At 68.9% G+C, this 20,880-nt stretch carries 22 protein-coding genes and 1 tRNA gene; 12 read left to right on the forward strand and 11 right to left on the reverse strand.

Annotated features, from left to right (window positions below):
* Window positions 1-9: 9 nt before the first annotated feature.
* Complete coding sequence (locus BMW35_RS00855; protein ID WP_089667263.1) at window positions 10-819, reverse strand: hypothetical protein; 810 nt, start codon at window positions 817-819, stop codon at window positions 10-12.
* A gap of 67 nt (window positions 820-886) precedes the next feature.
* Window positions 887-2,701 (reverse strand): S9 family peptidase, encoded by a 1,815-nt coding sequence (locus BMW35_RS00860; protein WP_089667264.1) that lies wholly within the window; start codon window positions 2,699-2,701, stop codon window positions 887-889.
* Window positions 2,702-2,826: 125 nt separating this feature from the next.
* On the opposite strand from BMW35_RS00860, the gene BMW35_RS00865 reads away from it, so the two are divergent.
* From BMW35_RS00865 to BMW35_RS00875, 3 genes are all read left to right on the forward strand, one after another.
* A complete protein-coding gene (locus BMW35_RS00865) occupies window positions 2,827-3,978 on the forward strand; it encodes a calcium-binding protein (protein ID WP_143052117.1) in 1,152 nt (383 codons plus the stop codon).
* A complete protein-coding gene (locus BMW35_RS00870; protein WP_089667266.1) occupies window positions 3,975-6,473 on the forward strand; it encodes a right-handed parallel beta-helix repeat-containing protein in 2,499 nt (832 codons plus the stop codon). Before BMW35_RS00865 ends, BMW35_RS00870 begins: the two co-directional genes overlap by 4 nt.
* A gap of 62 nt (window positions 6,474-6,535) precedes the next feature.
* Window positions 6,536-6,757, forward strand: coding sequence for a hypothetical protein (locus BMW35_RS00875; protein WP_089667267.1), 222 nt, complete (start codon window positions 6,536-6,538; stop codon window positions 6,755-6,757).
* 202 nt (window positions 6,758-6,959) lie between these two features.
* Here BMW35_RS00875 and BMW35_RS00880 read toward each other — a convergent pair whose 3' ends face one another.
* Window positions 6,960-7,382, reverse strand: coding sequence for a GtrA family protein (locus tag BMW35_RS00880; RefSeq protein ID WP_089667268.1), 423 nt, complete (start codon window positions 7,380-7,382; stop codon window positions 6,960-6,962).
* Window positions 7,383-7,549: 167 nt separating this feature from the next.
* The gene (locus tag BMW35_RS00885) at window positions 7,550-7,906 is read right to left on the reverse strand and encodes a DUF1616 domain-containing protein (RefSeq protein WP_177170748.1); all 357 of its coding nucleotides are present in this window, start codon (window positions 7,904-7,906) and stop codon (window positions 7,550-7,552) included.
* Between the two features lie 45 nt (window positions 7,907-7,951).
* Between BMW35_RS00885 and BMW35_RS00890 the strand changes: the two genes are divergently transcribed.
* Window positions 7,952-8,524 (forward strand): type IV pilin domain-containing protein, encoded by a 573-nt coding sequence (locus tag BMW35_RS00890; protein ID WP_245708105.1) that lies wholly within the window; start codon window positions 7,952-7,954, stop codon window positions 8,522-8,524.
* A 144-nt stretch (window positions 8,525-8,668) separates the two neighbouring features.
* Here the strand turns inward: BMW35_RS00890 and BMW35_RS00895 are convergent.
* Window positions 8,669-8,743, reverse strand: a tRNA-Glu gene (locus BMW35_RS00895).
* A gap of 140 nt (window positions 8,744-8,883) precedes the next feature.
* On the opposite strand from BMW35_RS00895, the gene BMW35_RS00900 reads away from it, so the two are divergent.
* Window positions 8,884-9,153, forward strand: coding sequence for a hypothetical protein (locus tag BMW35_RS00900; protein ID WP_089667271.1), 270 nt, complete (start codon window positions 8,884-8,886; stop codon window positions 9,151-9,153).
* Between the two features lie 84 nt (window positions 9,154-9,237).
* On the forward strand, window positions 9,238-9,519 hold the full coding sequence (locus BMW35_RS00905; RefSeq protein ID WP_089667272.1) for a hypothetical protein: 282 nt from the start codon (window positions 9,238-9,240) through the stop codon (window positions 9,517-9,519).
* A gap of 21 nt (window positions 9,520-9,540) precedes the next feature.
* Here BMW35_RS00905 and thyX read toward each other — a convergent pair whose 3' ends face one another.
* Window positions 9,541-10,284, reverse strand: a complete 744-nt coding sequence (gene thyX, locus BMW35_RS00910; RefSeq protein WP_089667273.1) for an FAD-dependent thymidylate synthase — start codon at window positions 10,282-10,284, stop codon at window positions 9,541-9,543.
* A 109-nt stretch (window positions 10,285-10,393) separates the two neighbouring features.
* Here thyX and BMW35_RS00915 point away from each other — a divergent pair, with 109 nt between their 5' ends.
* Both BMW35_RS00915 and BMW35_RS00920 read left to right on the forward strand, forming a co-directional pair.
* Window positions 10,394-10,732 (forward strand): cupin domain-containing protein, encoded by a 339-nt coding sequence (locus tag BMW35_RS00915; RefSeq protein ID WP_089667274.1) that lies wholly within the window; start codon window positions 10,394-10,396, stop codon window positions 10,730-10,732.
* Window positions 10,733-10,793: 61 nt separating this feature from the next.
* Window positions 10,794-11,369, forward strand: a complete 576-nt coding sequence (locus BMW35_RS00920) for an MBL fold metallo-hydrolase (RefSeq protein ID WP_089667275.1) — start codon at window positions 10,794-10,796, stop codon at window positions 11,367-11,369.
* Between the two features lie 67 nt (window positions 11,370-11,436).
* Here the strand turns inward: BMW35_RS00920 and BMW35_RS00925 are convergent, their stop codons facing one another.
* Entirely contained in the window at window positions 11,437-11,709 is a 273-nt protein-coding gene (locus tag BMW35_RS00925) for a DUF5827 family protein (protein ID WP_089667276.1), read from the reverse strand.
* A 90-nt stretch (window positions 11,710-11,799) separates the two neighbouring features.
* Here BMW35_RS00925 and BMW35_RS00930 point away from each other — a divergent pair, with 90 nt between their 5' ends.
* Window positions 11,800-12,252 carry a DUF7522 family protein gene (locus BMW35_RS00930; protein ID WP_089667277.1) on the forward strand — a complete coding sequence of 151 codons (453 nt, stop codon included), beginning with the start codon at window positions 11,800-11,802 and terminating at the stop codon, window positions 12,250-12,252.
* Window positions 12,253-12,284: 32 nt separating this feature from the next.
* Here BMW35_RS00930 and sod read toward each other — a convergent pair whose 3' ends face one another.
* The 4 genes from sod to BMW35_RS00950 form a co-directional block, all read right to left on the reverse strand.
* Complete coding sequence (sod, locus tag BMW35_RS00935; RefSeq protein ID WP_089667278.1) at window positions 12,285-12,887, reverse strand: superoxide dismutase; 603 nt, start codon at window positions 12,885-12,887, stop codon at window positions 12,285-12,287.
* A gap of 381 nt (window positions 12,888-13,268) precedes the next feature.
* Window positions 13,269-14,696: a cryptochrome/photolyase family protein gene (locus BMW35_RS00940; protein WP_089667279.1), complete on the reverse strand. Its 1,428-nt coding sequence runs from the start codon at window positions 14,694-14,696 to the stop codon at window positions 13,269-13,271.
* Between the two features lie 75 nt (window positions 14,697-14,771).
* Window positions 14,772-15,485 carry a DUF2270 domain-containing protein gene (locus tag BMW35_RS00945; RefSeq protein ID WP_089667280.1) on the reverse strand — a complete coding sequence of 238 codons (714 nt, stop codon included), beginning with the start codon at window positions 15,483-15,485 and terminating at the stop codon, window positions 14,772-14,774.
* 66 nt (window positions 15,486-15,551) lie between these two features.
* Window positions 15,552-16,013 carry a PaaI family thioesterase gene (locus BMW35_RS00950; protein WP_089667281.1) on the reverse strand — a complete coding sequence of 154 codons (462 nt, stop codon included), beginning with the start codon at window positions 16,011-16,013 and terminating at the stop codon, window positions 15,552-15,554.
* Window positions 16,014-16,149: 136 nt separating this feature from the next.
* Between BMW35_RS00950 and BMW35_RS00955 the strand changes: the two genes are divergently transcribed.
* The 3 genes from BMW35_RS00955 to BMW35_RS00965 all read left to right on the forward strand — a co-directional run bounded on the left by BMW35_RS00955 (window position 16,150) and on the right by BMW35_RS00965 (window position 20,879).
* On the forward strand, window positions 16,150-17,517 hold the full coding sequence (locus BMW35_RS00955; RefSeq protein ID WP_089667282.1) for a sulfatase: 1,368 nt from the start codon (window positions 16,150-16,152) through the stop codon (window positions 17,515-17,517).
* A gap of 107 nt (window positions 17,518-17,624) precedes the next feature.
* Window positions 17,625-19,181 (forward strand): long-chain-fatty-acid--CoA ligase, encoded by a 1,557-nt coding sequence (locus tag BMW35_RS00960; protein ID WP_089667283.1) that lies wholly within the window; start codon window positions 17,625-17,627, stop codon window positions 19,179-19,181.
* 138 nt (window positions 19,182-19,319) lie between these two features.
* On the forward strand, window positions 19,320-20,879 hold the full coding sequence (locus BMW35_RS00965) for a long-chain-fatty-acid--CoA ligase (RefSeq protein WP_089667284.1): 1,560 nt from the start codon (window positions 19,320-19,322) through the stop codon (window positions 20,877-20,879).
* Window position 20,880: the final 1 nt, after the last annotated feature.

Consider the following 20,880-nt stretch of genomic DNA (forward strand, 5'->3'; position numbering starts at 1 on the left):
CCGCCACCGTCACGCCCCGAGCGCGCGACTCACGCGTTCGGCGACCGCCGACCGGAACGCCGCCTCGTCGAGGCTGTCGTCGAACGCGCGAGCGTACGCCTCCCGGGCGGCGACGGCGACCACGCGGTCCGTCACGGCGTCGACGGTGGCCGCCCCGTTCTCGCGTTCCAGGCGGGCAGCAGCCGCCTCGATTCTGGCGTCGGTCGCCAGTTCGGCGGCGAGGTCGGATTCGTCGCCACGATAGGCCTCCGGCCGCTCCCAGCCACGGACGAGCCGCCCGCGGTCGCCGGTCTTGTTCCGGACCAGCACGCCCGCTGCCTCGCCGTCCCGCCACGCCGACTCGGGGAGCGCGTAGCTCGCCGGGTCGAAGCTGTCGGCGCGGAGTTCCTTCGCGACGGCGGTCACGGGCGCGAGCCCGAGTTCTTCGAACAGCGCCTCGGCGGCGTCCGGCGGCCGGAAGCCGCCGTCGGGCGTCCAGACGTCCACACCGAGGAACGACGGCGTCCGGTCCCAGTCGTAGTCGAGGCCCTCGTGGCGGGTGGCGACGCCGAAGAATACCGCTTCGGAGACGTCGTCCAGCGCGTCCCGGAGGCGCTGCCGGTCGAAGGACTCCCGGACGTGAGAGACGGCGTGCCGGTACCCCAGCGGAATCCCGTCGCCGAACGCGCGCCGGTCGTCGCCGAACGACAGCAGCCCGGAGGGCTGGAGCCGGAACCGCAGCAGTCCGCCGGGCACCCACTCCTGCACCCAGAGGTGGCCGCCGTCGAACAGCGACTCGGGGACGTCCGCGACGTCGGGGAGTGCCGGGAAGTCTCGCATAGCGGGTGTTCTCCGAGGCGTCGGGTAAGGGTTGTGCGACTCTCCGGGTGGCGAACGGGGCTCGCGCTCAGAGCCGGTCGTCGAGGAACGACCCGAGCAGTTCGAACGTCCGGACCTTCTGCTCCTGGTCGGCGGAGCCGTGGCCTTCCGCGCCGAGCTCGTGGTACTCGAACTCCTCGCCGGCCGTCCAGCCGCGCTCGGACTCGAGAGCATCCCTGAAGATGCGGGCCTGCGAGATCGGGCAGCGCGGGTCGTTCACGCCGTGGACGACGCAGAGCGGGGACTCCGCGCGTTCGACGTGTTCGACCGGCGACCGGTCCCGCCAGAGGTCGCGGTTCTCCTCGGGGTCGCCCATCTGCTGGCGCAGCGACGTCTTGAAGTGCGGCATGTCCTCCTCGTAGAGCGCGTGGAGGTCGGTGATGCCGACGCGCGCGACGACGGCGTCCCAGAGGTCCGGCTGCTGGACGAGCTGGCAGTACGCCGAGTAGCCGCCGTAGGACGCGCCGGTGACTGCGATTCGGTCGGCGTCGACGCCGTCGCGGTCGGCGAGCCAGCGGCCCGCCTCGGCGATGTCGTCCTGCTCGGCTCCGCCCCAGTCGCCGCGGACGGCGTGCTTGAACTCGCGGCCGCGGCCCGTCGACCCCCGGTAGTTCGGCCGGAAGACCGCGTACCCCTGGGTCGCGAGGAACTGGACGGTGGTGTTGAACCGCCGCATCGACTGCCAGTGCGGGCCGCCGTGGACCTGAACGACGCCCGGCACCGCCTCGCCGTCCTCGCGTTCCGGCTCGTACAGCAGGCCGCCGATTTCGGTGCCGTCCGGGGCCTCGTAGGTGTGGTAGGTCGCGTCGACGAAGGTGTCGGGGTCGAGGTCGCCGTAGTCGGCGGGCTGGACCGTCGTCGCGTCGTCGCTCGCGAGGTCGTAGGTAATCGCGCTCGGGCGTTCGGCCGCGGTCTGGTGGGTGAAGACGACGGTGCCGTCGTCGACGAACGGGTCGGCCACCGCGCCCATGCCGCAGGGCCACGTGACGCCGTCCGGCAGGTCGAGTTCGCGGCCGTCGCCGGTCTCCAGGTCGTAGACGACGGGGACGGCGCTCGCGTCCCGCATCCGGGTCGCCAGCGCGTGTCGGCCGTCAGGGGAGACCGCGGCGGCCTGTTCGGGGTCGGTGCCGTCCGAGAGCCAGTCGACGCTGTCGTCCGCGAGGTCGTAGACGCCGACGCGGTGGACGCCGGTCGAGTCGTCGCCGACGAGCAGCCGGTCGCCGTCCGGGTGCCAGTCGGCCGCCGAGAACTCCGAGGACGCGTCGCCGAGGTCGAGGGTCCGTTCCCGGTTGCCCTCGGCGTCGACGAGGACGACTTCGTGACCGTCGAGGTCTTCCGGGTGGACGCCGGTGACAGCGATGCGCTCGTCGGACGGGGACGGTGTGGCGCTGTAGACCGGGCGGTCGCGGTCGGTAAGCTGTCGCTGCTCGCCCGCGTCGGCGTCGTAGCGGTGGACGTTCAGTTGGCCGCTGGCCGTCGACGCGAACAGGAGGTCGTCGCCGTCGGTCGCGAGCAGGCGGTTCTGGCCGTCGAGGTCGACGACCGTCTCGTGGGTGCCGTCGCGGTCGGCGGCACAGAGGTCGAACTGCTCGTCGCCGGCGTCGTCGCGGTGGTAGTAGACGCGCTCGCCGTCCTCGCTCCAGAGCAGCGGGAGGACGGTGCTGCGCGGTAGCTCGCCGTCGCTGAGCTGTGTCGTCTCGCCCGTGTCGAGGGCCGCGAGGTGGAGCTCGTTGCGTCCGGTGTCGTCCCAGACGAACGCCACCGCGTCGCCGTCGGGGGACGGCGTGGGCTGGGAGACGGTGGGGAGTCGTGCGACTGCTTCGAGGAGGTCGTCGTCTGTCACGCACTCACACTGACAGGACAGCGCCAAAACTCTCCGGGTAGGCGACAGTTTCGGGGCGCTTCCGGCGATTCTGTCCCGCCGCACCCACCACTATGTTCAAGTACGCCACGGATAGAATCAGAGTCGTGTTCAGGTCACGCCGCCGTGTCGTCACGGTCGTCGTCGCGCTGGTCGTCGCCGGGCTGGCGGTCGGGGGGGTTCCGGCAGCCGTCGGTGACGACGCCGACTCCGGCGTGGTCGACGTAGCAGTCACCGGGGCGGGCGCAGCGACCGTCGAGGACGACCAGCAGTTCGTCTGGCAGGACAGACAGACAGACGTCGTGGCGACGGTCGTCGACTTTGTCGAGCAGTCTGACAGCCGGTACGACACGTACTGGGTGCGGCTGACACGGGACGCCGACCGGGAGTATCAACCCCGGACTGACGACTCCATCGCCGTCGAGAAGGTGACGCTGCGGGAACTCGAGAAGCGCAACGTGACGCTGTCAGTGCCGCCGAGCGAGCTGTCGAGGGGCGTCCACGAACTCCACGTGTCGATGTACGAGCCGTCTACGGGCGCGAACGCCCGCGTGAACGAGACGACGCTGTCGGTGCGCGTGGCCAGAGAGAGCGGCGACCTCGACCGCGACGGCCTGCGGAACGTCGACGAGGTCGACGAGGGGACGGAGCTGTTGACAGCGGACACCGACGAGGACGGGCTCGTGGACGGTCTGGAAGTCCGCGTGTTCGGGAGCGACCCGACGGCTGTCGACACGGACGACGACGGCGTTCGGGACGCGCACGAGGTCCAGAACGCGAGCGCGCCCGGCCTCGTGGACACCGACGGGGACGGGCTCGTGGACCTCGAAGAGATTCTGGACCGCACGTCGCCGTCCGCCGCGGACGCCGACCTCGACGGCCTCCCGGACCCCGTCGAGCGCGAGCTCGGCACAGATTCACAGGAGCGTGACACCGACGGTGACGGGCTCGCTGACCCAGTAGAGGTCGCCGTCTACGGGACGAATGCGACCGTGGTCGACAGCGACGGTGACGGGCTCGCTGACGGCGAGGAGGTCGAGCGGTTCGGCACCGACCCGACCGACGCCGACACCGACGGGGACGGGACGCCGGACGGCCACGAGGTGCTCGCGGGCACCGACCCGGCCGAAGCACCCACCGACAACGAGGACGACACCGAGGCGGACAGCGAGTCGCTGTTCGGTGCGTTGACGCCGCTGCAGGAACTCGGAGCCGTGCTCGCCCGGGTCGTCACGGGACTGGTGGGTGGTGGGCTGTGACCCGACGACCGGTCGCAGCCGTCGCCGCCGTCGTCGTGGGCGTCGCCGTCGTCGCGGGCCTCGGGCTAGCGGCCGGAGCGGCACCGAGTGCTGCCGCCAGCCCGACGTTCGTCGAGGCGAACGTCACGTCGGACACGACTTGGGCCGCCGACGACGGCCCGTACGTCGTCACGGCCGACGTGACCGTCACCGACGGCGCGACGCTCACCGTCGCCGAGGGAACCACCGTGCAGGTCGCCGACGGCGGGACAATCACGGTCGCTGGGAGTCTGGTCGCGGCCGGCACTGCCGACGACCCCGTGGCGTTCACGACGGCTCGACCGGACCCACAGCCCGGGTCGTGGGACACCATTAGGTACACCGGTGACGACGACTCGCGGCTCCGGCTCGCGAACGCGACCGTCGAGTACGCGAACACCGGCATCTCCATCGAGTCGACCGCAGGCCGGGTGACGGTGCGGGACTCGGCCCTCGAGAACCACGTTCGCGCCGGCGTCACGGCGACGGAACGCGAGGGCACGCCGCGGCTCCGACTCGTCGACTCGCGGGTCTCGGGGACCGGGTACGCCGGTGTCGCCATCGAGGTGCCGGCGACGAACCCCCACGTCGACCGCGTGTCGAACGTCGCCGTCCGCGGCACCGACTTCGAGGACACCGGCCAGTACGGCGTGCTCGTGCGTTCGCGCCACGTCCGTGACGTGACCGTCACCGGCGGCTCCGTCACGGGCTACGAGGCCGGCGGCGTCGTGGTGTCGACCGGCGCGCTCGTGGCCGAGGTGCCGACGGAGAACACGCGTAGCGTCTCCGACCTCGCAGTCCGCGGCGCGTCGCTCACCGACGGAACCGGACACGCCGTGACCGTCGAGAGCGGTCACCTCGACGAGGTCGCCGTCACGGGCAACGAGATTCGCCGAATCGACGGCGACGGCGTCAGCGTCCAGCGGGCCGCGGACCTCGACGATGTCTCCGTGTCCGGCAACACGGTTGCGGAAGCGACGACCGGCGTCTCGCTCACGCACCGCCGCAGCAGCGGGCCGGTGATGAGCGTCTCCGTCGAGCTGTCCGGCAACGACCTCCGGAACAACGACCGGGCCGGAATCGGCGTGAACACCGATCTGCTGACCGTCGACCGGTTCGCCGTCCGGAACAACACGCTCGCCGGGAACGGGGGCGACGGGGCCCGCGTCTCGACGCCGGCGCTCACGGCCGCCGCGTTCGCGGACAACGTCGCCCGCGACAACGCGGGTAGCGGTGTCGAACTGGCCGCCGGCCGCGTCGAGGGCGTGTCTGTCACCGGGAACGCGCTGACAGCGAACGGGGACGACGGCCTCCGCGTCCGTGCGACGAGCGACCTCGGCGGGGTCACCGTCGCCGGCAACGACCTGCTGGACAACGGCGGCGCGGGCACCAGAGTCACCGGCTCGACCGCGGCCGGTCCGGTCGCCGTCCGGAACAACACGATCGCCGCGAACACGGTCGGCGTTCGGCTGTCCGGGCCCTCGCCAGTGCGCGTGACGAACAACACGGTGGCGTTCAACACCCGAAACGAGGGCCGCGAGGAGACGTTCGACACCGTCGGCCCCGCGACAGGGGTCGTCGTCACCAACGCCTCCGGGTCGGGACGCGTCACGGACAACGACGTCTACGGACACATCGTCGGTCTGCGGGCCGAGACCGAGGAGACACTCGACGTGGCGGACAACTACTGGGGTGCCGAGAACGGTCCGTTCTACGCGAGCGTGAACCCCGACGGCGACGGGAACGCCGTCGAGACCGAGGGGGCCGTCGCCGACATCGTCCCATTCGCGTCGGCCAGCCACCACGACGAACTGCAGCGGCCGACCGCCGCCCTCGACGCCAACCGGACCGTCGCGCCGACCGGCGGTGCCGTCCGGTTCTCCGCGGCGGCCTCCAAAGTCCGCTCGGGCGACGACGTGACCTACCACTTCCTCGTCGACGGCGAGCCGCTGCCGCCGCAGCCGTCGCCGGTCGTCACCCGCACCTTCGACGCGAACGGGATCCACGAGGTCGCCGTCACCGTCGAGGACGGGAACGGCGTCGAGAGCGTCCCCGAAGGGCGCGTGTCGGTGGACGTGCGGAACGCCAGCGAGTTCGACACGACCACGGCGGCTCCGATGACGACCACGCCGGCTGCCGGCAACGACACCACGACGACCGCGCCGCCGCAGGGCGGCGAGAACGGCGGTGACGGCGACCAGTCACTGGTGTCCAGTCTCCTGTCGCTGTTCGGGCTCCTCGGCGGCCTGCTGTACCTCGCAGCGCTCGTCGTGGGGGCCTACGGCACGTGGGCGACCTTGCAGGGCGAGGGGCCGCCGACCCGCGGCCGGAACATCCACGCGCTGGCTGGACTCGGTGTACTCGTCTGGCTGCTCGGGTGGCTGCTCGGGCAGGGACCGCTGCTGTTCGTCGGGCTCGGCGCGGCACTGCTGTGGGCCGGCCTCACCGGCGGCCTCTACGTGCTGGCGACGCGCTGACGCATCGGCCGGAACGTGATTCGCCGGGAACACTTATTCCGCGGCCGTTCGTAACAGGAGACATGGCTCGTAGCGTCTGGGAGGTCCTCCTCGCCATGTTCGGTGACGAGCCGGAGCGCGACGAGGACGCCGAGACCAGCGACGACGAGCACCGCTTCCGCCCGTCCCCGCTGGACCTGTCTGTCCGCATCGGCCACGGCGGCTCGGAGAGCGAGCGAGTGCGTGCGCTCGCAGAGGTCGACGAGCGGGCGCGAGAAATCGAGTCCGAACGCCGCCACGACTGACGGCGTCGTCCGGCTCGTAGTCGCTTGTGAGCCGCAGGCAGGCCGCCTCGTGGCCGTCCACGTCGACGACATCGACGCCAGTCTATTTCTCGCCAGTACACGGCGTGTCGAGCATCGCCGGTCCCACCGCGATGAGCGCTCGGCTCGCCGGGTGTGTACCGGTGACCACTGCGGCGTAGTGAGTACCCGGCCGGACCGCCGGTCAGCCCCATGTCCAGCGGGCGTCCAGCACGAACCGATAGAGCCCGCTGACGACGATAGCGACCGCGTTCGAGCCGAGGTAGGGGACGCTCTGCCACTCGACAAGCACGAACAGGACGGCGAGCTGGATGGGAATCGCCGTCCCGCGGACGACGTTCGTCTTCAGGAGCCCGGTCCAGTACTCAGCCCGGCCCGTGTTCTGTATCGCCTTGAAGGTCCACGCGTTGTTCAGCACGTACGTCAGAACGATGGTGATCTCGATCGCGATCACCGCGCCGACGAGATAGTTCAGGCCGCCGGTGTCCACGAACAGCCACAGCAACACCATCTGGACGCCCGCCGTGAACGCACCCACGACGACGAACCGACGCATCTGGGTGGCGACCGGGCTGTCCAGGAGGTCACGGAGGAGCGTGCGGAGCATCTACGGCTCCGTCCCGCCGACCGGCCGACTCCGAACCCGGTCAGGTGGCGCGCCCTCGTCGACAGCCTCGTCCGGTCCCCGGGCCGGACCGTGATGCCCCCGTGCCGCCGTAGACGCCCCTGTCGCGTGTACCACGGTTGTGCAAACCGAACAGTCGCCACGCTGTTTCACGCTTTCGATTCGACGCCCCCGGGTACGGTGTGATTCGTCGGCCGCCCCTCGTGGTTGCTGGCAGCCATCCGGACCGTCTGTGGGCCGCCGACTGCGACAACGGAAGACTTCTCGCCGTCGGCGAACGGTCCGCCGTCGGCCGACAGCAGATACAGCTCCCAGTACTGGTTGTCGCGGGACCGCTCCGTTGCCGCGCACCCCGCGCTCGCCGCGCCGACCACCAGCGACACGACGAGAACCACGTTCACCAGCCACAGTGCCGCCGGCCCGGACGCCGTGTCGCCCCCGACCGTGGCTTCGGGAACGCACAGCCCGAGACGCGCTCGGCTGCGAGCGCCAACGATTAATATCACCACACCGTTATGTCTGGCAGAGTGAATGGGTCGTCATCACGCGCTGTGTCGCCGGTTATCGCGACCGTGCTGCTGGTTGCTGTCGTCGTCGTGGCTGCTGCCACGACTGCAGTGTTCGTGCTCGACATTTCGAACACCATCGAGGACCCCGCGCCCGTCGTCGGACAGTCGAGCGGCGACCTCACGACACAGGACGGCAACGGCGGTGGCATCGTCAGCATCACGCACATCGCGGGCGACACGCTCGTCGCCGCCGACCTCGAAATCGTCGTCGACGCCGACGCCGCCTGCGGCAAGACGGGACGGCTGGTGAACCTCCCGGCCGAAGGCGACGACCCGGACCCGGAGAGCGAGTACGTCCGCGGCGAGGACGTCTTCGACAACTCGGCCAACTCGGTGAGTGGACCGATTGGCGAAGCGGGCGGCGAGTGGACGCCGGGCGAAACGGTGACGTTCCGACTGGCCAGCAGCGAGTGTGCGCTCACCCGCGGGGACACGATCACGGTTCGTGTCGTTCACACTCCGTCACGAACAGTCGTCATCGACCAATCGCTGACCGTGACGCAGTTCGCTCCCAACAGGAGTCTGGTGTCTCCGCCGCTCCGGCGTCACGCCTGACGAGTGCCGTCGTAGCTCGCCGCCGACGCACCGCTGCTCGACTGAAGACTGCCGACCGAGGGTGGACTGACCCAGCGCACCGGAACGCACGCTGGAGTAGCCACTGGCTGCGAGCGTAAACGACTGGACGGCAAGAAGTTGGAATGCTCCGTCAGGGATTTGAACCCTAGTCCTTGCCGTGAGAGGGCAAGATGATTGGCCGGACTACACCAACGGAGCGCGTCCACTTCCGGATAGCCGGGTTGTACAAATAACGGTTTCGTCTCGCGGCCGGACTGGTACTGCGTGACGGAGTTGTGACCGAACGAGGCGTCTAGTCGCCCGGTAGACACTTAGCGGAGGACGCGAAACGGTCGTACATGTACGAGCCCTCCACTCGACAGAGCCAACTCGCAGCGCTCGCCGCCCTGAGTGGTGCGATGGCGGTCGCTCTCCACGTCCTCGGTGGAGCGGCCGTCGAACAAGTGACAGGCGTCTCCGTTGGCGTCGCGGTGGTCGCGACGCTCGCGGTCCTCTACATTCACGGCCAGCGCCGTGGCTCCGGAGACAGTAAGGAAGACGCTGACGAGAGCAGCGAACGCCGCAAGCAGGAAGCCGAGGCCCGGAAGAGCGGCGGCGACTTCCTCTGATACCGGAATCGACGTTTCGACGCGTCCTGGCGACCAGTGGTCTGGGGTCTCAAAGTACTTGTATCTCAGCAGACAAGATAGCGTATGTACGAGCCCTCCACTGGGCAGCGTCTGCTCGCAGTCGTCGCCGCGGTGAGCGCTGCGATAGCCGCTGTGCTCCACGTCCTCGAAGGGGCCGCGGTCGAGCAGGTCACGGGCGTCTTCGCCGGTGTGGCCGTGGCAGCGACGCTCGGCGTACTCTACGTCCACGGGCAGCGGCGCGGGGACGACGGCGAAGCCAGTGACGAACCCGACGACGAGACGAAGCGGAAACAACAGGAGATGAAGGGACGGGCCGGCGGGATGGGCGGGAACGGCGGGTACTGACGCGGCCAGTGCGTCCGTCGCTCAGGGCGCGAGTCGGTTCTTCCGGTGTTTCATCTCGGACTCGTAGTACTCGAAGATGTGCGGACACCAGTCGGCCGCGATGTCCAGCAGCTGCTCGGTGAGCTCTCGAATCTCCCACTGGGCGTCGGCCGCGGCGCGCATGTCAGCGATGTGCATCAGCGACCGCGGATTGAGCGTGACGACGATGTTCACTTCGGTGCCGATTGGGAGGACGAACCGGGCGTCCTCGGGCGGCATCCCGAGGTCGAGGAGTTCCTGGTAGTCCTCGACGGACTGGCGGACGGACCGTCGGAAGACTTCCTCGCGTTTCTCGACGGTCTCCTCGTCGACGTCGCCGGCGTCCTGATTGCGGCCGACCCAGTCCGGGTCGGTCGCCGAGGGCGGCGTGACGACCATCTCGCCGTCCGCTACGTCCTCGGGGTCGACCTCGTCGAAGGAGACGTACCGCATCGACTGCACGTCGAAGCTCGCGTGGCGGTGGCGGGTGAGCTGCGCCATGCAGGAGCGGCTCACGCCCTCGATGGCGAACGTCGCACTCGGGTGCTCGAAGGGGCCGTAGTGACCGCGCTTGAGGAGTTTCGCGACGAAGTTCGAGATCTGTTCGTCTCTCGTGTCGCCCTCGACGCCGGCCATGGCGTCCTCGAACGACCGGTCGCCGACCCACTCGCTCATGTAGTCGTTGCGGGCACCCAGACAGACGAGTTCCTCCGGATTCTCGGTGGCTTCGAGGAGGCGTACGCGCATGCTCGGGGATGCTCTTCCCGTGGTGAAAACGGTTCCGACGCGAACCCGGAACACCGCACTCGCCGCCGCCGCCGGCAGCGTGAAGTGTCGGCACAGTGTATCGTCTCGCATGCCGTACCAGACCACGTCCGTCGAGGAAGCGGGCTCCGACCTGCCGGAGGACGCCGGGGCCGACCTGTACTTCATGAAGGACGCGCTGGACACCGACGAGGTCGCGTTCTCGGTGTACCGGATGGAGCCGAACGCCCGAGGTATGGAACACGACCACGGCAGCGCCGGCCAGGAGGAAGTGTACTACGTCGTGGAGGGCGGTGTCGACGTCCAGTTCGGCGAAACCACCGTCTCACTGGACGAGAACGAGGCCGTCCGCATCGACCCAGAGGAGGAGCGACAGATTCTGAACCGCGACCACTACTCCGAACTCGTGCTCGTGGGCGCGCCGCGCTGACCGCCGCACTCCGGTCGGTCGAGCCGGCAACCCCTAAGTGGTGGCCGGCGTACCCAGTGGTATGCCGACAAATCTCTCTGCGGGCGTCCAGGCGTTCACGAGCAACGCCTTCCTCGTCACCGGCGAGCACACGGTGCTGGTCGACCCGGGCGCGAACTACGACGTCGTCGCAGCCGTCCGCGAGCACGTCGACGACCTCGACGCCGTTCTCGTCACGCACCCGCACCCCGACCACGTCGGGAACCTCGACGCCGTGAGCGACGCCTTCGACCCGACCATTCTCGGGTTCGAGGGCGTCGACGGGGTCGACCGGGAACTCGCCGACGGCGACACCGTCCAGATCGGGGACAGTGACTACGAGGCGCTGCACACGCCCGGCCACGAACCCCACCACCTCTGCTTCTACTCCGCTAGTGCGGGCGTGCTGTTCGCAGCAGACCTCGTGTTCGCCAACGGCGGGTTCGGTCGCACGGACCTCGACGGCGGCGACCGCGAGGTGCTCGTCGACAGTATCGAGCGGCTGCTCGACGTCGTCGACGAGGACCTCGACGCGATGCACTCGGGCCACGGGCCGAGCGTCACGGACGACCCGTACTTCGACATCGAACTCGCCGGCCGCACCGCACAGTTCCAGTAATCGCGCGCTTCGCTCCGTTCGGTTCGATTCCCGCCTGACGCCGACTGCATCGACGCCGAGTGACTGCTCAGTCGTCCTCTGCGACGCCGTAGTAGCCGGGCTCGTCGTCGTCCCGCGGTTCAGCGACGACCAGGTCGTCGCTGTGGACCATCACCCACGGAATCGCCCAGTCCAGCAGGACGTCCTCCACGCCCCGGTCGAGGTCGGCGTCCGGTTCGAGGTCCTGGAGCAGGCGCGCAATCTCGTAGACGGTGTACATCTGGTCGGCGTCCATCAGCTCGTCGGGCTCGTAGAAGTCACACGGGTACAGCCCTTCGAAGTCGTCTTTCGGAATCGGCATACGAACGCTCGCACCCACAGCACCGAAAAACCCCCGGGGCTAGGGGAACGCTTAACCGTCCGACCGATGGCTGTTGGGACACGCAGAGCCATGACAGGCAACGGCACGCGAGTCCGGTCGGACGTCGGCGACGCCAAAGCCGCCCTGGTGGAGGCCATTCAAGACGCTGTCGGCGACAGACTCCGCGACGTCTGGGTACTCGACCAGCGCACTCAGGAACCGCTGTTCCTCCGCGAGGACGTCGCCGACCGCATCTCTGACGTTGACGTCGAGAAGTATCTGGACAACGAACGCTACGGCTTCGTCACCCGCGAGACGTACGACCTCCTGCACTACTCCGAGTTCCGCTACACGCACCGCGGCTTCGACACCTGGGAGCTGTTCCGGACGTTCGTCGAACACGACGACCAGCAGGTCGGCGTCGTCGTCGGCGTGGACGCGGACGGCTCGAACTACGACTTCGGTGCGCTCACCGACGACGTGCACGCAGTCGCGGACGAACACGGCATCGGTGCGCTCGTACCCGTCGCTGACGGCGAGTAGCACGCGAAAGAAATGCGGTGGGGTTGACCCGGTTACTCGAACAGCGAGACGACGTCGTCGTAGTTCGCTGCGACCTCGTCCCAGTCGACGACCTCGAAGAAGGCGTCGATGAAGCTGCCGCGGTCCGGGCCGTAGTCGTGGTAGTAGGAGTGCTCCCAGACGTCCAGCGCCATGATGGGGTGGCTACCCCAGAGCGCGCCCTGGTCGTGCTTGTCGACGGCGACGTTGCGGAGCTGCTTGGCGACCGGGTCGTAGACGAGGAGCGCCCAGCCACCGGCGGCCGAGGCTGCGGCCTCGAACTCGCCCTTCCAGCCCTCGTAGGAGCCGAAGTCCTCGGCGATGCGGTCGGCGAGTTCGCCGGACGGCTCACCGCCGCCGTTCGGGTCCATGTTCTCCCAGAACAGCGTGTGGAGGTAGTGGCCGCTGCCGTTGTGGGTGACGTTCCCGAGCGCGCCCGCGGTGGAACCGTAGTCCTCGGAGTCGCGGTTCTCCGCCAGCGTCTCCTCGGCGCTGTTCAGTCCGTTCACGTAGCCCTGATGGTGGGTGTCGTGATGCCACGTGAGGACCTGTTCGCTGATGTGCGGTTCGAGTGCGTCGTAGTCGTAGGGGAGCGGTGGTAGTTCGTGCTGGCTCATTGTGGTGGAAACCTCCGAGTGTACGGTGTGTCGGAGTGCTGTTAAAGGTTGAGGCGGCGGTAGTTAGCACGCCTCACGACAGAGTTCTCGCCGGATTCGACGGTCGCCCGACGGCACCGACCCGCCGGCCCGACACTTGACACCACCCCGACTCGTTCCGGCGGTCTTTCACTCTCGGTGACGTGTCGACTGACTGTCTGGCACGGGGTCACTCCCCCCGGTCACTCGTCGCCCCTCGCGCGCTTCACGGCTCGTTTCACTCGCCGTTCCGCCACTCCGAGAGCAGATTCGTTCCCTGCGGTCACTCATCTCCTCTCGCGCGTTCCGCGACTCGCGCTGCTCGCCACTCCACCATACCGAGGGCCGACTCCTTCCCTCTGGTCAGTCGTCGCCCCTCGCGCGCTCGAACATCGCTATCGCTTCCTCGCGGCGCTCGCTGTGGTCCACGATTGGGTCGGGATAGTCGGGCGCGTGCTTGCGGCGCTCTGACAGCGAGAGCTCCGGCCAGTCGTGAATCGCGTCGGCGGGCGCGTCCCGGAGTTCCGGGACGTACTCTTTGATGTACTCGGCGTCCGGGTCGTAGCGCTCGCCCTGTGTCGTGGGGTTGAACACCCGGAAGTACGGCTGGGCGTCGGTGCCCGTCGACGCCGCCCACTGCCAGCCGCCGTTGTCGTTGGCGGTGTCGTGGTCCGCGAGCTTCTCCCGGTACCAATCGTAGCCCTCGCGCCAGTCGACTAGGAGGTCCTTCGTGAGGAAGGCGGCGACAATCATCCGCACCCGATTGTGGACGAACGCCTCCTCGCGGAGCTGGCGCATCCCGGCGTCCACGATGGGGTACCCCGTCTCGCCGTCTTTCCACGCCTGCAGCGCCTCGGGGTCGTCGCGCCACTCGATGGGCCGCTCGTAGTCCTTGAAGTTCCGGGTGACGACGTTCTGATTGAAGTACAGCACCTGCGCGTAGAACTCGCGCCACGCGAGCTGGCCCACGAACTCGTCGACGCTCTCCCGGGCGCTCTCCGAGCCGGCCGCGTCCCTGGCGGCCTGTGCGCGCTCGTAGACTGTCCGCACGCCGATGGTACCGAACTTCAGGTGGGGCGACAGCCGGGACGTGGTTCCGTCGTCGGGGTAGTCCCGGCGCTCCTCGTACCGGTAGACGCCCTCGTCACAGAAGTCGTCGAGGAGCGCTCGCGCGCGCTCCATCCCCGCCTCGGGCACGTCCGCCTCCGGCTCGTCGAACCCGAGGTCACCGACGCTCGGAACGGTTCCGCCCTCGATGCCGTCGAGGGGGGCGGGGTCGGCGAGCGCGCCAGCATCAGGTTCGGGGGCGGGCGCGTCCTTCTCGCGGTCCCGCCACTTCTTCCAGAAGTACGTGTAGACGGAGTACGGGTCGCCGGCGTTCGTCCGAATCGCGCCCGGCCGGTGGTGGACCGCGTCGTGGTACTGCTCGTGGGCGACTCCGTCCTCGTCGAGGGCGGCGCGGACGGCCTCGTCCCGTTCCTCGGCGAGCCCGGAGTAGTCGTGGTTCCAGACCACGCGGTCGGCGTCCACCGTCTCGGCGACCGCCGGAATCACGGCCGACGGGTCGCCATAGCGAACCACGAGGTCGCTGCCGAGTTCGCGGTAGCGGTCGCGCAACTCCGCGAGCGCGTCGAGCATGAACGCCACGCGCGGCGGTCCCGCGTGGTCCAGAACGGCGTCGTCGAAACAGAAGACGGGGAGGACGCCGTCCCCCGAGTCCGCCTCGCCGGCGGCCGCGAGTCCCAGATTGTCGGTCGTGCGGAGGTCCCGCCGGTGCCAGAACACCTGCATGCCGCGGGATTCGGCGTCCCGCTTCCTCAATGTACGGGTCTCGGCGGCGCGTCGAGTCCGGGGCCGCTTCGCTGCCTACTTCCACTCCTTGCCGACGGTGTCGTCGTCGCTCTCCAGCGCGCCTTTCGCCTGCCGGCCGCTCGGCCAGACTGTCGCGGCGGCGACAGCCGCGTAGTAAACGGCGACGCCCCCGACGACCGCAGTCCCGGGAACGCTGCCGACGGCGGCGGTCGCAACGGCGGATTCCGCCGACTCCGCGAACACCGTGATGCGGACGACCCACGCGCCCACGAGCACGGAGAGCAGCGGGAAGTAGACCCGGCGGAGCCGCCGTCCGACGGCCTCAACCGCCGGCGTCTTGATAGTCGGCTCCCGGAGGTCGCTGCTCAGGAGTTCCCGCCAGTTGGACTGCTCGACGCCCTCCGGGTCCAGCGCGTTCGCGAACACGTTCTCTTCGAGTAGCCGCACGCGGGACCGCCAGATGTCGTAGACGCGGTATCGGCGCGCCTCGATGCCGAGGAACACCGTGACCATCACCACCCCGACGAGCAGGACGTAGTGCGGTCGGGTGTCTGTGGAGAACGCCCACGTCAGCAGGCTCGCCGTCAGCACGACCGCCCAGTTGGTCGTCCGGTCGATGCGGGTCCGCCAGGAGGTCGTGCGGCTCAACTCACCGCGGTAGGTGTGTCCCATCAGCGAGAGGAACTCGTCGCGGTCGGTCGCCGCTTCGCCCGCGACCTCCCGCTCCTCGCGGGAATCCGGGTCGAAGTCGGACGGCTGCTCGGTCATGCCGCAGGCCACGCGTGCCGTCCGGGTAAACCCACCTCCGGCGGTCGGTCCTGTCGTCTGCGGGCGTCAGTCGCTCCGGAACACGCGGAAGGAGCCGCGGCCGACAGCGACCTCGGTGGCCTCGTCGCGGTCGTCGTCCTCGGTCGGGTGGGCTTCGACGGTGACCTCGGCGACGCCGACGGTCGAGCCGACGCGCACGATTTCGGCCTCGGCGACCAGGTCGCCGCGCGCGGGTCGGAGGTAGGAGACGTTCAGGTCGATGGTCGCGACGCCCGCGTCCACGGGGTCGTCGAGAGCGGTTCGGACCGCGAGCCCGCCCGCGGTGTCGATGAGCGTCGCGGCGATGCCGCCGTGGACGTCCCCGCGGCCGGGGCCGTGGTTCGTGAGCTTCTCGTGGTAGGGGACGCGCATCGTCATCTCGCCGTCGTCGACGGACTCCACGGAGAGGTCCAGGAAGGAGAGGAACCCGTGGTCGTCGACGTACGACTGGATGAACGCCCGCGCGTCGTCGGCGTCGAACGCTGTCATGCTCCCGAATCCAACGGCGTCCCGCATAAGCCCACCGAGGACCAGCGCCGCGACGTACGGGGAATACATGTCCCGTGAAAGCACACAACACACCCGTAAGTAAACGATAAAGCGCGTGAGTGCGGAGTACGGGGTAGTGACTGGGGAGGTGGCCGGGACGATACTCGTGACGGTGGACTCGCTGCGAGCCGACGCGCGGTCCAGAGCAGAGACGCCGACGCTCGACAGCCTCGCCGACCGCGGTACCGAGTTCGAGCACGCGTACGCGCACGGCAACTGGACGCCGTTTTCCTTCCCGAGCATCCTCGGCGGCAGCCACGTCTTCGAGGACGACGGCGCAATCGGCGTGGCGTCGCCGACGCTCGCTGACCGGCTCGCCGACGAGGGCGTGCGGACGGGCGGCTTCAACGCCGCCAACGGCTTCCTGACGACCCACTGGGACTACGACGACGGGTTCGACGAGTACGACGCGTTCACGGACACGAACTCCTGGCTCGGCCGCAAGCTCGCCGCGCACCCGACCGTCCAGGGCTGGCTGCAGGTCGGCGCGTCGCCGTTCCGGCGGCGGGACGACGACCGGGAGCGCGTGGACGCCTCCCGGATGCTGGACGTCGAGGACCGCGCGGTCGAGTTCCTCGACGAGGCCGACGGCGGCGACCAGCCGTTCTTCCTCTGGCTGCACTACATGGACACCCACACGCCGTACGTGCCGGCTCCCCGACACCTCAAGGCGACCACCGAGCGCCGCGGGGCGATGCTCGGGATGCTGTACGCGCACCTCCGCGTCGGCCTCGGTGCGGGCGTCAGCGACGGGACGGCGGCGGAACTCCACACGCTGTACGACGCGACGGTGCGGCAGGTCGACGGCAGTATCGAGCGCGTGCTGGACGCGCTCGGGGAGCGCCGGGACGACACGATGGTCGTGGTGGCGGGCGACCACGGCGAGGAGTTCCTCGAACACGGCCACCTCGCCCACTACCCGAAGCTCTACGACGAGCTCGCTCACGTCCCCCTGATTGTCGACCACCCCGAGGGCGCTGGCGGGAACGTCTCGACAGCCGTGGGGCTCGCGGACGTGCCTGCGACCGTGCTGGACGCGATGGGCGCGTCGACCGAGGGGTTCAACGGCGAGAGCGTTCTGGACGCCGTCGTGAGCGGCGAGGAGCCCGACCGCGAGCCGGTCACGTCCATCGCGGTCCGCGGCGACTCCGTGACCCAGCAGCCGATTCCGCGGCGGCTGGCGGACGGTCGGCCGCTCGTGAGCGCGCGCGACGACCGCTGGACGTACATCTTCGACCCGGAGCGCGACGACCACGAGCTCTACGACCGGGAGCGCGACCCCGGCGAGCAGGAGGACGTCTATCCGGAGAGCCGTGCGCCCCTCGACGCCCTGGTGTCGGCGGCCCACGACCGTCTGGACGCGCTCGGCGGGAACGGCGACGACGGCGAGGGCGACGCGCCCGACGATGTCGAACGACAGCTCGCCGCGCTCGGCTACCGCTGAGGAGCGGGCTGCGCGCTACGCACACTGTTCACTCCGGTCCGCTGCTCCGATTCGGCCGTCGCCAACCAAACGTATTTGTCACGAACTATCGTGGTACTGTGTAACTCATGACGAATCTCGTCACGAGCGTCCAGACTGTCGCCAGCGACCACCCCGACGAACCGGCCGTCGTCTACGAGGACACCGAAATCACGTACGGGGAGTTGTGGGCCCAGACCGGGCAGTTCGCGGCCGCGCTGCGAGAGGCGGGCGCGGAACCCGGGGACCGCGTCGCGGTCTACCTGCCGAACCTCCCGCAGTTCGTCGTCGCGTTCCACGGGGCGCTGCGCGCGGGGTGCGTGGTGGTGCCGATGAACCCCCAGTACAAGAGCCGGGAGATCAGCCACCTGCTCTCCGACTCCGGCGCAGAGACGGTCGTCGCGCTCGCCGACCTCGTGCCGTTCGTCGAGGAGGTCCGCGACGACACCGACGTGGAGACTCTCGTCACGGTCGGCGGTGAGGCCGACGCCGGGACGCCGTTCCGCGAGTTCCTCACCGCGGGAGACGACGGTGTCGCGGAGCGTGCCGACGACGACGTAGCGGTTCAGCCGTACACGTCGGGGACCACCGGGCAGCCGAAGGGCGTCCAGCTCACGCACCACAACCTCGCGTCGAACGCCAGCCAGTCCATCGACATCATCCCGGACGGCATCGGCCCCGGCGACCGGCAACTGGGCGTGCTGCCGCTGTTCCACATCTACGGCATGACGGTCGTGATGAACGCGACCCTGTTCGGCGGCGGCGCGTACTACCCGGTCCCGGAGTGGGACGCCCAGACGGCGCTATCCCTCGTGGAGGACGCCGAACTCACGCTGATGCACGGCGTCCCCGCGATGTACAACGACGTCATCAACCAGCCGAACGCCGAGGACTTCGACCTCTCCTCGCTGCGGCTCTGCGGCGTCGGCGGGTCGGGCATCCCCGTCGAGGTGCTGCGGCGCTTCGAGGAGCTCTACCCGGTGAAAATCTACGAGGGGTACGGACTGACCGAAACCAGTCCCATCACGCACTTCAACAGCCCGAACTGGGGGCGGCGCGTCGGCTCCATCGGGAAGCCGCTGGAGGGCGTCCACGCGAGAGTGGTTACGGGCGACTTCGAGGAAGTCGCGCCGGTCGCGGAGGGTCCGGTCGACGAGGACGCGGTCGACACGGACGAGATTACGGGGGAACTCGTGGTCTCCGGCCCGAACGTCATGAAGGGGTACTCGGGACTCCCAGAAGCGAACCGCGAGGCGTTCACGGAGGCTGACGGGCAGAAGTGGTTCCACACCGGTGACCTCGGGTACCACGACGAGGACGGCTACTTCTACGTTGTCGACCGGAAGAAGCACATGATCAACACCGCGGGCTACAACGTCTACCCCCGCGAAGTCGAGGAACTCCTCTTCGAGCACGAGGCCGTGGCCGACGCCGCGGTCGTCGGCATCCCGGACGACCGTCGCGGCGAGACGGTGAAAGCCTTCGTCGTCCCGACACCGGACGCCGACGTGACTGCCGACGAAATCAGGCAGTACTGTCTGGACAGCATGGCCGAGTACAAGCACCCGCGCGAGGTCGAGTTCGTCGACGAACTCCCGCGCACGACCACCGGGAAAGTCAAGAAACACGAACTCGTCGAGGAATAGCCCGCTCGCGGGACGCTGGCCCGCGGGCTGCGGCCGCACCGCGACCCGATTGAACCACCGGCACGCGCCGGGGTGATACCGGCACCGTACCGGGGCTGACCAAACGTATTTGCGACAGACTATCCTGTACGATGGTGCATGACGAATCTCGTCACGAACGTTCAGTCTTCTGTCGAGGCGCGTCCGGAAGCGCCAGCGGTCGTCTACGACGACCACGAGTTCTCGTACGAGGAGTTCTGGGCGCAGACCGGCCAGTTCGCGGCTGCGCTCCGGGACCGAGGCGTCGAGCCCGGCGAGCGAGTGGCGCTGTACCTGCCGAACCTCCCGCAGCTCGTGGCCGCGTTCCACGGGGCGCTGCGCGCGGGGTGTGTGGTGGTGCCGATGAACCCCCAGTACAAGAGCCGGGAGATCAGCCACCTGCTCTCCGACTCCGGGGCGACGACCGTCGTCGCGCTCGCGGATGTCGTACCGTTCGTCGAGGAGGTCCGCGACGACACCGACGTGGAGAACCTCGTCACGGTCGGCGGTGAGGCCGACGCCGGAACGCCGTTCCGCGAGTTCCTCGTCGAAGACGGCGATACCAGTGTCACGGAGCGCGCCGACGACGACCTGGCGGTCCAGCCGTACACGTCGGGAACCACCGGCCAGCCGAAGGGCGTCCAGCTCACGCACCGCAACCTCGCGTCGAACGCCAAGCAGTCGATGGACATCGTGCCCGACGGCCTCCAGCCGGAGGACCGCAAAATCGGCGTGTTGCCGCTGTTCCACATCTACGGCATGACCGTCGGGATGAACGCCGCGCTGTTCGGCGGGGCGACGTTCTACCCGCTGCCGGCCTGGGACGCAGAAGAGGCGCTGTCGCTCGTGGAGGACGCCGAGCTCACGCTGTTCGACGCCGTCCCCGCGATGTACAACGACATCGTGAACCAGCCGAACCCCGAGGACTTCGACCTGTCCACGCTCCGGCAGTGCACCGTCGGCGGGTCGGGCATCCCCATCGAGGTGCTGCGGCGCTTCGAGGAGATCTATCCCATCCGCATCGACGAAGGGTACGGGCTGACCGAGACCAGCCCCGTCACGCACTTCAACAGCCCGAACTGGGGGCGTCGCGTCGGCTCCATCGGGAAGACGCTGGAGGGCATCGACGCCCGCATCGTCACCGAGGACTTCGAGGAGATTGCGCCGGTCGACGAGGGCCCGGTCGACGAAGCGGACTACGACATGGACGAGATTACGGGTGAACTCGTGGTCTCCGGCCCGAACGTGATGAAGGGCTATCTGGGGCTGCCCGAGGCGAACCGCGAGGCGTTCACGGAGGCCGACGGCAAGCGCTGGTTCCACACCGGCGACATCGGGTACCACGACGAGGACGGCTACTTCTACGTCGTGGACCGGAAGAAGCACATGATCAACACCGCGGGCTACAACGTCTACCCCCGCGAAGTCGAAGAGCTACTCTTCGAGCACGAAGCCGTGGCCGACGCCGCGGTCGTCGGCATCCCGGACGAGCGACGCGGTGAGACCATCAAGGCGTTCGTGGTTCGGCGGCCAGACTCGGACGTGACTGCCGACGAGATTCGAGACTACTGCCTCGAGAGCATGGCCGAGTACAAGCACCCGCGCGAGGTCGAGTTCGTCGACGAACTCCCGCGCACGACCACCGGGAAGGTCCAGAAGTACGAACTCGTCGAAGAGTAGC

This window comes from Halobacterium jilantaiense (assembly GCF_900110535.1).
Lineage (GTDB): Archaea > Halobacteriota > Halobacteria > Halobacteriales > Halobacteriaceae > Halobacterium > Halobacterium jilantaiense.

Coding starts and splice junctions, on each gene's coding strand:
- BMW35_RS00855 (WP_089667263.1), bottom strand. CDS start 819: ATGCGAGACTTCCCGGCACTCCCCGACGTCGCGGACGTCCCCGAGTCG.
- BMW35_RS00875 (WP_089667267.1), top strand. CDS start 6,536: ATGGCTCGTAGCGTCTGGGAGGTCCTCCTCGCCATGTTCGGTGACGAG.
- BMW35_RS00880 (WP_089667268.1), bottom strand. CDS start 7,382: ATGCTCCGCACGCTCCTCCGTGACCTCCTGGACAGCCCGGTCGCCACC.
- BMW35_RS00900 (WP_089667271.1), top strand. CDS start 8,884: ATGTACGAGCCCTCCACTCGACAGAGCCAACTCGCAGCGCTCGCCGCC.
- BMW35_RS00905 (WP_089667272.1), top strand. CDS start 9,238: ATGTACGAGCCCTCCACTGGGCAGCGTCTGCTCGCAGTCGTCGCCGCG.
- thyX (WP_089667273.1), bottom strand. CDS start 10,284: ATGCGCGTACGCCTCCTCGAAGCCACCGAGAATCCGGAGGAACTCGTC.
- BMW35_RS00915 (WP_089667274.1), top strand. CDS start 10,394: ATGCCGTACCAGACCACGTCCGTCGAGGAAGCGGGCTCCGACCTGCCG.
- BMW35_RS00920 (WP_089667275.1), top strand. CDS start 10,794: ATGCCGACAAATCTCTCTGCGGGCGTCCAGGCGTTCACGAGCAACGCC.
- BMW35_RS00925 (WP_089667276.1), bottom strand. CDS start 11,709: ATGCCGATTCCGAAAGACGACTTCGAAGGGCTGTACCCGTGTGACTTC.
- BMW35_RS00930 (WP_089667277.1), top strand. CDS start 11,800: ATGACAGGCAACGGCACGCGAGTCCGGTCGGACGTCGGCGACGCCAAA.
- sod (WP_089667278.1), bottom strand. CDS start 12,887: ATGAGCCAGCACGAACTACCACCGCTCCCCTACGACTACGACGCACTC.
- BMW35_RS00940 (WP_089667279.1), bottom strand. CDS start 14,696: ATGCAGGTGTTCTGGCACCGGCGGGACCTCCGCACGACCGACAATCTG.
- BMW35_RS00945 (WP_089667280.1), bottom strand. CDS start 15,485: ATGACCGAGCAGCCGTCCGACTTCGACCCGGATTCCCGCGAGGAGCGG.
- BMW35_RS00950 (WP_089667281.1), bottom strand. CDS start 16,013: ATGACAGCGTTCGACGCCGACGACGCGCGGGCGTTCATCCAGTCGTAC.
- BMW35_RS00960 (WP_089667283.1), top strand. CDS start 17,625: ATGACGAATCTCGTCACGAGCGTCCAGACTGTCGCCAGCGACCACCCC.
- BMW35_RS00965 (WP_089667284.1), top strand. CDS start 19,320: ATGACGAATCTCGTCACGAACGTTCAGTCTTCTGTCGAGGCGCGTCCG.